This is a genomic window from Streptomyces griseoaurantiacus, assembly GCF_036189845.1.
Classification (GTDB): domain Bacteria; phylum Actinomycetota; class Actinomycetes; order Streptomycetales; family Streptomycetaceae; genus Streptomyces; species Streptomyces griseoaurantiacus.
On record NZ_CP108326.1, the window covers coordinates 6,074,424 to 6,088,123 of the forward strand.

Genomic DNA, 13,700 nt, shown 5'->3' on the forward strand with positions numbered 1-13,700 from the left:
TTCTCGATGACTCCTCATGTGGAGTGCGGTGCCACCCCGACCTACTGGGGTGGCTGCCGACCCTGTGCCCGACCTCGATGCCGGCGGCGCCGCGGCCGGAACGGGACCGTGCTGCCGGGCTGTGGCTCAGGCGTCGATGATGACGGGGATGATGAGGGGCTTGCGGCGATAGGTGCGGAACGCCCAGTTCGCCACGGCGCGGGCGACGAGCTGTTCGAGCTGCCGCGCGTCCCCGACGCCTTCCTCGGCTGCGGTGGCCAGGGTCTTCTCGATGACGGGGATGACGGGCTCGAAGGTGGCGTCGTCGTGGACGAAGCCCCGGGCCAGGAAGTCGGGGGCCTCGGCGAGGGCGCCGGTGTCCGCGTCGACGATCGCCACCACCGTGACCACGCCTTCGGCGGCGAGGGCGAGGCGGTCCTTGAGGGACGCTTCGGTGGCGCCGCCGACTTCCATGCCGTCCACGTAGACGTTGCCGGCGGGGACCTTGCCGGTGATGGACGCGCGTCCGTCGACGAGGTCGACGACGACGCCGTCCTCGGCGATGACGACCCGGTCGGGGTCGACACCGGTGCGGATGGCGAGGTCGGCGTTGGCCCGCAGGTGGCGCCATTCGCCGTGCACGGGCATGACGTTGCGGGGTTTGACGATGTTGTAGCAGTAGACGAGTTCGCCGGCGCTGGCGTGCCCGGAGACGTGCACCTTGGCGTTGCCCTTGTGGACCACGTGGGCGCCCCACCGGGTGAGTCCGTTGATCACCCGGTAGATGGCGTTCTCGTTGCCGGGGATGAGGGAGCTGGCGAGCAGGACGGTGTCGCCCTTGCCGATGCGGATCACGTGGTCGCGGTTGGCCATCCGTGACAGCGCGGCCATCGGTTCGCCCTGGGAGCCGGTGCACACCAGAGTGATCTTGTGGTCCGGGAGCTTCTCCAGCTCCTTCGTGCTCACGACCAGACCGGAGGGGACCTTCAGATAGCCCAGGTCACGCGCGATGCCCATGTTGCGGACCATCGAACGGCCGACAAAGGCGACCTTGCGGCCGTGCTGGTGGGCGGCGTCCAGGACCTGCTGGATGCGGTGCACATGGCTGGCGAAGCTGGAGACGATGACCCGGCGCGGCGCGGTGCGCATCACCTGCTCGATCGCCGGATTCAGCTCACGCTCGGAGGTGGTGAAGCCGGGTACTTCGGCGTTGGTGGAGTCGGTGAGGAACAGGTCCACGCCCTCCTCGCCGAGGCGGGCGAAGGCGCGCAGATCGGTGATGCGGTCGTCGAGTGGGAACTGGTCCATCTTGAAGTCGCCGGTGTGCAGCACCATCCCGGCCCTGGTGCGGATCGCGACCGCGAGGCTGTCGGGGATGGAGTGGTTGACCGCCACGAACTCGCAGTCGAAGGGCCCGAAGCCGCGCCGGTCGCCCTCCCGCACCCGCACCGTGCGCGGCCGGATGCCGTGTTCCTTGAGCTTGGCATCCAGGAACGCCAGCGTCAGCTTGGAGCCGACGACCGGGATGTCGGACCGCTCGCGCAGCAAGTACGGCACGCCGCCGATGTGGTCCTCGTGGCCATGGGTGAGGACCACGGCCACGATGTCGTCCAGCCGGTCCCGGATCGAGGTGAAGTCCGGCAGGATCACGTCCACGCCGGGCTGGGTCTCCTCGGGGAAGAGCACGCCGCAGTCGACGATGAGCAGCTTGCCCGCGTGCTCGAAGACGGTCATGTTGCGGCCGATCTCACCGAGGCCGCCCAGGGCGGTGACACGCAGACCTCCTTCGGGAAGGGGAGGGGCGGCTTTCAGTTCGGGGTGCGGATGACTCATAGCCTGACGGTACCCGGAGAGCGGGACAGGATGATCCACTGCCTGCGGGACCTGAGCGCTCGATACGAACCGCCGCCGACGACGTACTGCCGCTCGCCGACCGCCGGCCGGTGATGGTCCGCTGCTGATGCCGAGGGGTCTGTCTCGACAGGGGCGTGCCCGACCAGGCGCCATCACGGTACAGACCGCCCGGGCAGGCCGGTGCCATCCAACCCGGCACGTCACCACGCGGGAGGCGAACCACCATGACGACCAGACAGCGCAGCACCTCCTCGAGCACGGATCCACCCAATCGGAGTGAGGTCGTCCTGGGCGTGGACACGCACGGCGAGGTTCACGTCGCCGCCGTGGTCTCCCCGCTGGGCCTGGGCACAGAGTCCTTTCCGGCGACGGCGGTCGGTTACCGACAACTGCTCGTGTGGGGCCCGCAGGCGGGGGACGGTGCGCCGGGCCGGCGTGGAGGGCACTTGTCCGATGCCTCGAGCGATACGCAGCCCGCGAGGTGTTCAACCTGGTCAGACCGGTTTCCCGCGCCCCCGCGTTATAGGGGCGTCCGTGAGACGTGAGAGGGTGCGGGGCGTGAGTGAGACACCGTCGAACACCCTGCAATACCGCTTTGACGGGCCGGAAGAGGCCCCGGTCCTGATCCTCGGTCCCTCACTGGGCACCACATGGCACATGTGGGACCGTCAGGTGCCCGAACTGGCCGCGCAGTGGCGAGTGCTGCGGTTCGATCTGCCCGGGCACGGCGGCGCCCCCGCGCATCCGGGCGGGTCCGTCGGCGACCTCGCCCGGCGGCTGCTGGCCACGCTGGACTCGCTCGGGGTCCAGCGGTTCGGGTACGCGGGCTGCGCGTTCGGCGGGGCGCTGGGCCTCGAGCTGGCGCTGCGGCACCCCGAGCGGCTCGCCTCCCTCGTGCTGATCGCCGCCTCGCCCCGGTTCGGCACGGCGGACGAGTTCCGCCAGCGAGGGGTGATCGTGCGCAGCAACGGGCTCGACCCCATCGCCCGCACGTCTCCCGAGCGCTGGTTCACCGGCGGTTTCGCCGCCGCGCAGCCCGCGATCACCGAGTGGGCGGTGCAGATGGTCCGCACCACCGACCCCGGCTGCTACATCGCCGCCTGCGAGGCCCTGGCCACCTTCGACGTGCGGGGCGAACTCGGCCGCATCGGCGTGCCCACGCTCGTCCTGGCCGGTTCCGAGGACCAGGTCACCGGCCCGGCCGAGGCCCGCACCCTGGTCGCGGGCATCCCCGACGCACGGCTCGCGGTCGTCCCCGGCGCCTCCCACCTCGTCCCGGTCGAACAGCCCGGCGCCGTCACCGACCTGCTGGTGCGCCATTTCTCCAGCGCGTGGCAGCAGCCGGTGTTCGACACGGCGACCGGCCACATCCCGATCCCGGCGGTACCGATGACGCCGGTGCCGGCCGCCGCCCCGACGGCGACCCCCCTCGCCGCGATCGCCCCGGCGGCCGCCCAGCCCGAGCAGGTGGGTCCGCGGGACCCGTACGAGGCCGGGATCAAGGTGCGCCGCGAGGTGCTCGGGGACGCGCACGTGGACCAGGTGCTGTCCGCCGCGGACGAGTTCTCCGGCGACTTCCAGGACTTCGTCACCCGGTACGCCTGGGGCGACGTCTGGGACCGCCCCGACCTGGACCGCCGCGCGCGCAGTTGTGTCACGCTCGGCGCGCTGGTCGCCGGCGGCCACACGGAGGAGATCGCCCCGCACGTCCGCGCCGCCCTGCGCAACGGGCTGACCCCCGCCGAGATCAAGGAGGTGCTGCTGCAGACCGCCGTCTACTGCGGCATCCCCGCCGCGCACGCCGCCTTCCGGGTCGCCCAGCAGGTGATCCGCGAGGAGACCACCCCGGAGGAGTGAACGCGCGAGGCGCCGTCGGAGCGGCACGGCGGGGGCAGGATGGAACCATGAAGTTCACGAAGAAGACGCACTCCTGCGTCCGTCTCGAGAAGGACGGCCGCACCCTCGTCATCGATCCCGGCGGGTTCAGCGAGGAGGACGCGGCGGTCGGCGCGGACGCGATCCTGGTCACCCACGAGCACCCGGACCACTTCGACGAGGGCAGGCTGCGGGCCGGTCTGGAGGCCAACCCGGAGGCACGCGTCTGGACACTGCGGGCGGTCGCCGAGAAGCTCTCGGCGGCGTTCCCCGGCCGGGTGCGCACGGTGGGCCACGGCGACACGTTCACCGCGGCGGGCTTCGACGTCCAGGTGCACGGCGAGCTGCACGCGGTGATCCACCCGGACATCCCGCGCATCACCAACGTCGGCTATCTGATCGACGGCGGCACGGTCTTCCACCCCGGCGACGCGCTCACCGTCCCCGACCGGCCCGTCGAGACGCTGATGCTGCCGGTGATGGCCCCCTGGAACAAGATCGCCGAGGTCATCGACTACGTCCGCGAGGTGAAGCCGCGGCGGGCCTACGACATCCACGACGGGCTCCTGACGGACGTCGCCCGCCCGATCTACGACAATCAGATCGGCGCCCTCGGGGGAACGGAGCACCTGCGGCTCGGATCCGGGACCTCGGCCGAGCTCTGAGCCGGGGCCCCGCGGCCGGTGTGCCGGGAGCGGCCGCACGAAGGCCGGTCCGGGACGCGTTGTCGGACCCGCCCGGTAGTTTGTAGGGCATGCGCATCGCGACCTGGAACGTGAACTCGATCACCGCTCGGCTGCCCCGGCTGCTCGCCTGGCTGGAGAGCAGCGGCACGGACGTGCTGTGCGTGCAGGAGGCCAAGACCACCGAGGAGCAGTTCCCGTCCGAGGCCCTGCGCGAGCTGGGCTACGAGTCCGCGGTGCACGCGACGGGCCGGTGGAACGGCGTGGCGGTGGTCTCCCGCGTCGGTCTGGAGGACGTCGTCAAGGGCCTCCCCGGGGACCCCGGCTACGAGGGCGTCCAGGAGCCCCGCGCGGTCTCCGCGACCTGCGGCCCGGTCCGGGTGTGGTCGGTGTACGTGCCCAACGGCCGAGAGGTCGACCACCCGCACTACGCCTACAAGCTCCAGTGGTTCGAGGCGCTGCGCGCGGCGGTCGCCGGGGACGCGACGGGGGACCGCCCCTTCGCCGTCCTAGGCGACTACAACGTGGCCCCCACCGACGAGGACGTCTACGACCGCGCCGCCTTCGAGGGCTCCACCCACGTCACCCCGGCCGAGCGCGCCGCGCTCGCCTCCCTGCGCGAGGCGGGCCTGACGGACGTGGTCCCGCGCCCGCTGAAGTACGACCACCCCTACACCTACTGGGACTACCGCCAGCTCTGCTTCCCCAAGAACCGCGGCATGCGCATCGACCTGGTGTACGGCAACGAGCCGTTCGCCAAGGCCGTGCAGGACGCCTACGTGGACCGCGAGGAGCGCAAGGGCAAGGGCGCCTCGGACCACGCGCCCGTGGTGGTGGACCTGGAGGTCTGAGACCCGCGGCCCCCGTCCCGGCGCCCCCGTCCCGGCGCCCTCGCGTCGGCAGCCCACGCGCACGAGCGCGCCGGCCCGTCCGCCTCGCGCGGCCCGGTCCCGCCCGGCACGGCTGCCTCGCCGCGGCCCTCACAGCAGCCGCAGGTCCACCGAGTCCGCCAGCGCGGCCAGCCCCGCGGGGCCGGGGTGCAGATGGTCACCGCTGTCGTACTCCGGGCGCAGCCGCGCCGGCCGGTCCGGGTCGCGCAGGACGGCGTCGAAGTCGAGGACCCCGTCGAAGGTGCCACCGGAGCCGCGCAGCCAGGCGTTGACGATGCTTCGCCGCGCGTCCGCCTCCGCCGTGCACCGGGCCTCGCCCTCGCAGGGCGCGATCGTGGCGGCCAGCACCCGCACCCCGTGCGCGTGCGCCCTCGCGGCCAGTTCCCGCAGCCCGGCGACGACCTCGTCCGCCGTGGCGCCCCAGCGGACGTCGTTGACGCCCTCGAAGACCACGACGGTCCGCACCGAGGTCTGGGCCAGCACGTCGCCGTCCAGCCGGTGCAGGGCGCTCACCCCTCCGGTGTCGGTGGAGACCCCGTCGCCCGGGTAGCGGTCGGCGACCACCCGGTTCGCGGAGATGCCCTCGTCGAGCACTCCGTAGCGGGGGACCGCGTGCTGTCGCAGCAGCCGTTCGGCCAGCACGTTCGGCCAGCGCCTGTTGGCGTCCGTGCCGGACTTCTCGCCGTCGGTGATCGAGTCCCCGAGCGCCACCACCGTGCCGGGTCCGCCGCCCACGTCGACCCCGGTGAGGAAGGGCCACGTCGTCAGCGTCGACGGGTACGCGCCGGGGCCGGTGTCGCCGGTGTGGTCGCCCGGCTCGCTGAGGTACGAGCGCTGCAGCGCGAGCCGGTGCACGGGCGCCGCCGTCACGGTGCCCGGCAGATGGAAGCTGACCAGCAGATCGGTGTCGGCGGGCACCGCGAACGCGACCGGATCGCTGAGCGCCTGCGCACCGGCCGGAACCGTGACCCCCCGCGCCCCGCCGAACGTCAGCGGCACCGGCGCTCCGGCGGTCGCCGCCCCCTCGCCCCGCACCGCCACCGTCGCGCCGCCGATCCGCACCGGCGCCGCGGCGAAGGTGTTCTCGAACCGCAGCCGTGCCCGGGGTCCGCCCGCCGAGGTGTGCACGACGAGCCGCAGGGTGCGGTCGGTCCACGGGCCCACCGGGGTGTACCCGGAGGTCGCGGCGGCCCAGCTTCCCGTCCAGCCGCGTCCGCCCGGCCGCAGGGACAGCGCGAACACGTGCAGCGCCCGGTCGCGGGGCAGCACGACGGAGGCCACCGTCCGGCCGTGCGCCAGCGGCACCGTCACCACGTACAGCCGCGCCCGCTCGGCGAGCGGCCCGGCGGGGGTGTTGACGTGCGGCAGCGCGACCGCCTTGGTGGCCAGGGGGCCGGTGCGCCAGTCCGGGGCGGTCAGCCGGTAGGCCGAGCGCGAGCCGTCCGCGTACCGCACCGTGCCCGCGCCGCCCGCGTCGGCGCCCCGGGCCGCGGTGCCGGCGACGAGGAACGCGAGCGCCTCACCGCGGCCCCGCAGCCGTACCGACTGCCCGGCGGCCCGCACGTTGTCCGGCGCGCCCGGGGCCGTGCGCGGCCAGGTGAGCCGGGCGCCCCGGACGGTCAGCACGCGTCCCGGGGTCCAGCCGGCCGCCGCGAGGTCGCCCGCCGACAGTGAGCGTCCGGCTCCGTCGAAGTCCGCGGTGCCCGGCCGGGAGTCCTCGCCCACCGCCACGTTGTCGAACAGGCGTGCGAGCGACGTGGCCGGAGCCAGGGCGGAGGCGGGCCCCTTCCCGGGAGCCGCGCGGGCCGGCACACCGGGCAGCACGGCAGCCGCACACACCCCGAGGACCACGGCCACCCACCCCAGACGCAGGCGCACCACGGGGCTCCTTCCTGTCCGACGGCTCCGCCGGGAGCCGATCAGCCCGGAAACCCGTCTACTGAAGTGAACTGACGCGACGACAGATGTGCCTAGAAGCTAAGGACACGGAAGTGACTCGTCAACGAAGCGAGGGTGAACACACCGGTACCGCCCACCTGTGGAGCGGACAGGGCGGACGGTGGGACGCTGGACGTATGAACATCCCTTTCCTGGGCAACTGGCGCAAGCACGACGGTGCGAAGGCCACCGGGGGCGCGGTGGCGATCGCCGGCGACTCCGCCGGCTCCGCCGACGAGGGGATCGCCGCGCTGCTGGCCGAGTGCGAGCTGCTGCGCGCACAGGCCGAGCGGGCGGGGGTCGACCTGGACGACAGCGCGGCCTCGCTGGAGGCCCTGGACCAGATGGTCCCGGGCTGGCGGGACGACGAGGAGCTGCTGCCCTGGCTCGGCAACGACGCGGGGCTGTACCTCGGCACGGTCATCGTGCGCACGGTGCCCGGCGCCGTGTGGGAACTGCGGGACGGCCATCCCGTCGTGCTGCTCGCCACCGGACGGGAGGTCGACGTGGTGACGGAGGGCCAGGACTGGGCGATGACCGGCGCGCCCGAACTCTCCCAGGTCTACGCCGAAGTGGCCTGAGCCCACGCCCCGGCCCGGCGGACGGCCACGCGCACACGGGCCCCGGCCCCGGCGGCCGGACCGCCCATGCGCACCCCCGACCCGGCGGCTCCGCACCCCCGACCCGGCGGCTCCGCACGCCCGACCGGCGGCCCCGTACCCCCGACCGACGGACGCCGGACCCCGCACGCTCCCGGTCCGGCGCGCCCGCGCGCCCTCCCGCGCGCGCCACGATCCGCGCCCGTACGGGAGGCCCGCGCCCGCAGCGAGTAGGCTGACCCCGCACGGCTGTCGGTCCGTCGATCGAACGGCACGCGTCACCAGGGGGAGCAGCGCACCGCACCCGGCCGGCCTTGTCCGGCGGCAGCCGATGATCACTGCTCGCTCGGTGGAACCGACCCGCACGACGGGGCGGCCGCCGACGAGAAGAAGGTCAGTTGCACGCCGGACGGGCCGGGCTCCCGGTGACCACGTTCCCCCCCGGCCCCCACAGCGCCTTCGGCGTCGCCCTCAGCCCGCCCGGTGCGAGGGGCGCTCCGCCGCCGGTTCGGCGGGCAGCGGGGCAAGCGCCGCACGGGTCACGTCCGCGACCAGTTCGACCACGTCCGGCCCGTACGCCTGGGAGTTGACCACCTTCAGCAGCAGCACGAAGGTGCCGTTGCCGTACTTGCGGGCCAGCCGCGTGTGATGGCGGGCGAGATAGCGGGTGGCAGCCTGGTTGGTGATGGCCCGCTGCCCGGAGAACAGGAACACCGGCCGCACCTGGTCGGGCTGACCGGCCGTGAGCCGCGCGAGGAGCACGTACTCGGTGATCCCGGGCTCCATCCGGTACCGCTCGCCGCCGATGCGGAACGCCGCCCGGTCCACGACCGGTTCGGGATCGGTGTGGACGCGTATGCCGGGCAGCATCGCCTGCATGTGCGCCGCCATCCGGCGGTTCGAGCCCGGCCCGCCGACGCAGAACTCGGTGCGCTCGCCGAAGCCCTGCTGGGCCGCGTCCTGCGTGACGACCTGCGCGTTCGCACCGCAGTCCTTGATGAGCGCGGACAGTTCGAGCAGCGCGAACACGTCATGGCGGTGCACCGCCAGGTCCGTGCTGCCCGCGTCCCGGTTGACCACGAGCAGCGACTCCGAGTTGGCGGGCAGCCCGAAGAAGGCCTGCTTGCGCCGGAGCTTGCGCTTCCACAGGTAGGTGCGGGCGATCCAGCCGAGCGAGGCGCTGATGCCCGCGGCGATCACACCCAGGACGATGTTGCGGACGTCGTCTGTCATGGCCGCGCATGCTAGCGGTCCCGGCCGCAACGGTGTTCGACGGACTCCGCGAGCAGGGTACGAGAGGGTTCCCGTGAACGGTCCGTGAACTCCCGCCCGTCGGGCACCAGGCGTCCTCGCGGTCATGGTGGTACGGAGTTACGCTGCGCGGACGGTTCTTGACTGGAGGTACGCATGCGTCGTCCCGTCGCTCGGAAGTGGGCGGTACTGGCGGTCTCGGCCGCGGTGGTGTCGGTGGGGGCCGCGGCGCCCCCGTCCGCGCCGCCGGGCCATGGCCCCGCCACGAGCACGACACCGGCGAAGGTCCCGGTCGCCGTGGGCCACGGCGGCGCCGTGGCGAGCGTCGACGCGGACGCCTCGGCGGCCGGCATCGAGGTGCTCAGGAAGGGCGGCAACGCGGTCGACGCGGCCGTCGCCACCGCCGCCGCGCTCGGCGTCACCGAGCCCTACTCCTCCGGCGTCGGCGGAGGCGGCTACTTCGTCTACTACGACGCCCGCTCCCGCACGGTGCACACCATCGACGGGCGTGAGACCGCGCCGCTCACCGCCGACAAGAACCTCTTCGTGGAGGACGGCAAGCCGCTCGCCTTCGCGGACGCCGTCACCAGCGGGCTGGGCGTCGGCACCCCCGGCACCCCCGCCACCTGGCAGACGGCGCTGGACCGGTGGGGCAGGCAGCACCTCGGCACGGTCCTCGCGCCCGCCGAGCGCCTCGCCCGCAAGGGCTTCACCGTCGACGAGACCTTCCGCTCCCAGACCGCCTCCAACGAGGCCCGGTTCCGCAACTTCCCCGCCACCGCGAAGCTGTTCCTCCCCGGCGGCCGACTGCCCGTCGTGGGCTCCACGTTCACCAACCCCGACCTCGCCCGCACCTACCGCGAGCTGGCCCGGAAGGGCGTCGGCGCGATCTACCGCGGCGACCTCGGCGAGGACATCGTCGCCACCGTCCGGAAGCCGCCCGTCGACCCCGCCTCCGGCTACAACGCCCGCCCCGGCGAGCTGAGCCGCAAGGACCTGACCGCCTACCGGGCCAAGGTCCAGGCGCCCACGCGGACGACGTACCGGGGCCTCGGCGTCTACTCCATCGCCCCCTCCTCCTCCGGCGGCACCACCGTCGGCGAGGCGCTCAACATCCTGGAGCGGAGCAACCTCTCCAAGGCGAGCCGCACCCAGTACCTGCACCGCTACATCGAGGCGAGCCGCATCGCCTTCGCGGACCGGGGCCGCTGGGTGGGCGATCCCGCCTTCGAGAACGTCCCCACCGAGGAGCTGCTCTCCAAGCGGTTCGCCGACTCCCGCGGCTGCCTCATCAAGGACGACGCCGTCCTGACCAGCCCGCTCGCCCCCGGGGACCCGCGCCACCCGGCCGCCTGCGGCGCCGGCGGCACGGCCGCCCCGACGACCTACGAGGGGGAGAACACCACCCACCTCACCACGGCCGACAAGTGGGGCAACGTCGTCTCCTACACCCTCACCATCGAGCAGACCGGCGGCAGCGGCATCACCGTGCCCGGCCGCGGCTTCCTGCTCAACAACGAGCTGACCGACTTCTCCTTCGCCCCCGCCAACCCGGCCGTCCACGACCCGAACCTGCCCGGGCCCGGCAAGCGGCCGCGCTCGTCGATCTCCCCGACGATCGTGCTGGACAAGCAGAACAGGCCAGTGGTCGCGGTCGGTTCGCCCGGCGGCGCGACCATCATCACCACCGTGCTGCAGACCCTGACCAACTTCCTCGACCGCGGTATGCCGCTCGTCGACGCGATCGCCGCGCCCCGCGCCAGCCAGCGCAACGCGGCGAAGACCGAGCTGGAACCGGGCCTGTACGACAGCGCGGAACGGGCCCGCCTGGAGGCGCTCGGCCACGCGTTCTCCCTGAACCCGGAGATCGGCGCGGCGACGGGCGTACAGCGGCTGTCGGACGGCACGTGGCTCGCCGCGGCGGAGAGGGTCCGCCGGGGAGGCGGCTCGGCGATGGTCGTACGACCGGGTCGCTGATTGCCCTCGGAAGCACCAGAGAGGCGGGCGGGACGGGCCGGCGAGCGGTCCGTCCCGCCCGCCTCTCCCGTCCCCCGCCTCACCGCCTCACCGCTCTGCGTCGAACACCAGCTCGCCCTCCTCGACGTCCACCCGCAGCCGGTGGCCGGCGCTCACCCTGCCGTCGAGCAGGAAGCGGGACAACTGGTTGTCGACCTCCCGCTGGATCGTGCGGCGCAGCGGACGCGCCCCGTACTCCGGCTGGAAGCCGCGCCGGGCCAGCAGCTCGACCGCCGCGTCGCTGAAGTCGACGTCGATGTCCTGCGCCCGCAGCCGCCGCCGCGTCTGGTCGAGCAGCAGGTCGGTGATGCGCCGGAGTTGCTCCTCGGTGAGCTGCCGGAAGACGACGATCTCGTCGATCCGGTTGAGGAACTCGGGCCGGAAGTGCTCCCGCAGTGGCCGCAGGACCTGCTCCCGGCGGGCCTCCTCGGCGGCCTCCGTGCCGCCCGCCGTGAAGCCGAGTCCGGCCCCGCGCCGGGTGATGGCCTCCGAACCGAGGTTGCTGGTCATCACGATCACGGTGTGGGTGAAGTCGACGGTGCGGCCCTGGGAGTCGGTGAGCCGGCCGTCGTCGAGCACCTGCAGCAGGATGTTGAAGACGTCCGGGTGCGCCTTCTCCACCTCGTCGAGCAGCAGCAGGGAGTACGGATGGCGCCGTACGACCTCGGTGAGCTGCCCGGCCTCCTCGTGGCCCACGTAGCCGGGCGGGGCGCCGACGAGCCGGCTGACGGTGTGCCGCTCCTGGTACTCGCTCATGTCCAGGCGGACCATCCGCTCTTCGCTGCCGAACAGCGCCTCGGCGAGGGCGCGGGCCAGCTCGGTCTTGCCGACGCCGGTCGGGCCGAGGAAGAGGAAGCTGCCGATGGGTCGGTCGGGGCTGGCGAGTCCGGCGCGGGAGCGCAGCACGGCCTCGGAGACGGCGCGGACCGCCTCGTCCTGCCCCACCACCCGCTCGTGCAGGTGCTTCTCCAGGCCGAGCAGCCGCTCCTTCTCCTCCTGGGTGAGGCTGGACACCGGGATGCCGGTCTGCCGGGAGACGACCTCCGCGATGGCCTCGGTGGTGACCTCCAGGTTCTGCCCCTCGTCGGGGGGCTGCTCCCCGCCCCCGTCCCCGATGCGCTCCTTCAGCTCGGCGATGCGGTCGCGCAACCGGGTGGCCTGCTCGTACTGCTCGTCGGCGACCGCCTGGTCCTTGTCCCGGACGAGCTGCTCCACCTCGCGCTCCAGGGCCCGGACGTCGGTGCCCTTGGTGCGTGAGCGCAGCCGCACCCGGGCGCCGGCCTGGTCCATGAGGTCGATCGCCTTGTCGGGCAGGTGCCGGTCGGTGAGGTAGCGGTCGGAGAGCTCGACGGCGGCCACGAGCGCCTCGTCGGTGTAGCGGACCTGGTGGTGGGCCTCGTAGCGGTCGCGCAGCCCGCGCAGGATCTCGACCGCGTCGGGCACGGACGGCTCGGGCACCAGGATCGGTTGGAAGCGGCGGGCCAGCGCCGCGTCCTTCTCGATGCGCCGGAACTCCTCCAGCGTCGTGGCTCCGACGATGTGCAGCTCGCCGCGGGCCAGGGCGGGCTTGAGGATGTTGCCCGCGTCCATCGTCCCGCCCTCGCCGCCGCCTCCGGCGCCCACGACGGTGTGCAGTTCGTCGATGAAGACGACGAGCTGGTCGGAGTGCTCGCGGATCTCGTCGACGATGGTGGTCAGGCGCTCCTCGAAGTCACCCCGGTAGCGGGTCCCGGCGACCACGCCGGTGAGGTCGAGGGCGACGACCCGGCGGCCGAGGAGGATGTCCGGCACGTCGCCCTCGGCGATGCGCTGGGCGAGCCCCTCCACGATCGCGGTCTTGCCGACGCCCGCGTCGCCGATGAGCACCGGGTTGTTCTTGCCGCGCCGGGAGAGCACCTCGACGGTCTGCTCGATCTCCTCCTCGCGCCCGATCACCGGGTCGACGCGGCCCTGGCGGGCGAGCTCGGTGAGATCGCGGCCGTACTTGTCCAAGGTCGGGGTGCCGGTCTGGCGGGGCCGCTCGGGGCGGCCCTGCGAGGCATCCGGCAGCCCGGACGGCTCGGTGGGCAGCGGACCGCCCGGGCTGCCGAACCGCAGCGAGTTCAGGATGTGCCCGGCGGCGGAGTCCGGGTTGGCGGCGAGCGCGCTCAGCACGTGCTCGGGGCCGATGTAGCCGGCCCCGCTCGCCCGCGCCATGTCGTGCGCGTCCAGCAGGGCGCGCTTGACCGCCGGGGTCAGGGCGACGGAGGTGGGCGGCGGGCTCTCACCGGTGTGCACCGGCCCCGAGCGCTCGTCGATCTCCGTGGCCAGGTCGTCGGGGTCGGCGCCCGCACGGCTGAGCATGCGACGGGTCGGCTCGACCGCGAGGGCCGCGCGGAGCAGGTGCTGGGTGTCCAGGTCCCGGCTGCCGTGCTCGGCGGCGTAGGTGGCGGCCCCCGCGACCAGCTCACGGGCCGGCTGGCTGAGCAGCCGCCCGATGTCGATCTGCCGCGGACCGGGGCGGGCACCGCCGAAGAAGCGTGCGAAGAACTCTGCGAAGGGGTCCGAACCGAAGCCCTCCGGGCTGAAGCCGCTGGTCATGGCCTTCCGTCCCTGGCTTCCCGGTCGGTTCCGGG

The 13,700-nt window shown here is 73.4% G+C and carries 9 protein-coding genes; 5 read left to right on the top strand and 4 right to left on the bottom strand.

Annotated elements, in window-relative coordinates; all coding sequences use genetic code 11:
• Positions 1-126 precede the first annotated feature (126 nt).
• Complete coding sequence (locus OHB09_RS26885) at positions 127-1,812, bottom strand: ribonuclease J (RefSeq protein WP_040896703.1); 1,686 nt, start codon at positions 1,810-1,812, stop codon at positions 127-129.
• A 579-nt stretch (positions 1,813-2,391) separates the two neighbouring features.
• On the opposite strand from OHB09_RS26885, the gene pcaDC reads away from it, so the two are divergent.
• The 3 genes from pcaDC to OHB09_RS26900 all read left to right on the top strand — a co-directional run bounded on the left by pcaDC (position 2,392) and on the right by OHB09_RS26900 (position 5,242).
• On the top strand, positions 2,392-3,690 hold the full coding sequence (pcaDC, locus tag OHB09_RS26890) for a bifunctional 3-oxoadipate enol-lactonase/4-carboxymuconolactone decarboxylase PcaDC (RefSeq protein WP_191851893.1): 1,299 nt from the start codon (positions 2,392-2,394) through the stop codon (positions 3,688-3,690).
• A gap of 47 nt (positions 3,691-3,737) precedes the next feature.
• Entirely contained in the window at positions 3,738-4,373 is a 636-nt protein-coding gene (locus tag OHB09_RS26895) for an MBL fold metallo-hydrolase (protein ID WP_006143007.1), read from the top strand.
• An 89-nt stretch (positions 4,374-4,462) separates the two neighbouring features.
• Entirely contained in the window at positions 4,463-5,242 is a 780-nt protein-coding gene (locus tag OHB09_RS26900) for an exodeoxyribonuclease III (protein WP_328922672.1), read from the top strand.
• Between the two features lie 129 nt (positions 5,243-5,371).
• On the opposite strand, the gene OHB09_RS26905 is transcribed toward OHB09_RS26900, so the two are convergent.
• Positions 5,372-7,162: an SGNH/GDSL hydrolase family protein gene (locus OHB09_RS26905; RefSeq protein WP_328922673.1), complete on the bottom strand. Its 1,791-nt coding sequence runs from the start codon at positions 7,160-7,162 to the stop codon at positions 5,372-5,374.
• A gap of 194 nt (positions 7,163-7,356) precedes the next feature.
• Between OHB09_RS26905 and OHB09_RS26910 the strand changes: the two genes are divergently transcribed.
• Positions 7,357-7,800, top strand: a complete 444-nt coding sequence (locus tag OHB09_RS26910) for a DUF6278 family protein (RefSeq protein WP_040896629.1) — start codon at positions 7,357-7,359, stop codon at positions 7,798-7,800.
• A 489-nt stretch (positions 7,801-8,289) separates the two neighbouring features.
• Here the strand turns inward: OHB09_RS26910 and OHB09_RS26915 are convergent, their stop codons facing one another.
• Positions 8,290-9,051, bottom strand: a complete 762-nt coding sequence (locus OHB09_RS26915; protein ID WP_006143003.1) for a hypothetical protein — start codon at positions 9,049-9,051, stop codon at positions 8,290-8,292.
• A 174-nt stretch (positions 9,052-9,225) separates the two neighbouring features.
• Here OHB09_RS26915 and ggt point away from each other — a divergent pair, with 174 nt between their 5' ends.
• On the top strand, positions 9,226-11,046 hold the full coding sequence (gene ggt, locus OHB09_RS26920; protein ID WP_191851891.1) for a gamma-glutamyltransferase: 1,821 nt from the start codon (positions 9,226-9,228) through the stop codon (positions 11,044-11,046).
• Positions 11,047-11,133: 87 nt separating this feature from the next.
• Here the strand turns inward: ggt and OHB09_RS26925 are convergent, their stop codons facing one another.
• Positions 11,134-13,665: an ATP-dependent Clp protease ATP-binding subunit gene (locus tag OHB09_RS26925; RefSeq protein ID WP_006143000.1), complete on the bottom strand. Its 2,532-nt coding sequence runs from the start codon at positions 13,663-13,665 to the stop codon at positions 11,134-11,136.
• Between the last annotated feature and the right edge of the window lie 35 nt (positions 13,666-13,700).

Bases quoted from the DNA above. Each gene is read 5' to 3' on its own strand.
- OHB09_RS26885 (WP_040896703.1), bottom strand. From the start codon at position 1,812: ATGAGTCATCCGCACCCCGAACTGAAAGCCGCCCCTCCCCTTCCCGAA.
- OHB09_RS26910 (WP_040896629.1), top strand. From the start codon at position 7,357: ATGAACATCCCTTTCCTGGGCAACTGGCGCAAGCACGACGGTGCGAAG.
- OHB09_RS26915 (WP_006143003.1), bottom strand. From the start codon at position 9,051: ATGACAGACGACGTCCGCAACATCGTCCTGGGTGTGATCGCCGCGGGC.
- ggt (WP_191851891.1), top strand. From the start codon at position 9,226: ATGCGTCGTCCCGTCGCTCGGAAGTGGGCGGTACTGGCGGTCTCGGCC.
- OHB09_RS26900 (WP_328922672.1), top strand. From the start codon at position 4,463: ATGCGCATCGCGACCTGGAACGTGAACTCGATCACCGCTCGGCTGCCC.
- OHB09_RS26925 (WP_006143000.1), bottom strand. From the start codon at position 13,665: ATGACCAGCGGCTTCAGCCCGGAGGGCTTCGGTTCGGACCCCTTCGCA.
- OHB09_RS26895 (WP_006143007.1), top strand. From the start codon at position 3,738: ATGAAGTTCACGAAGAAGACGCACTCCTGCGTCCGTCTCGAGAAGGAC.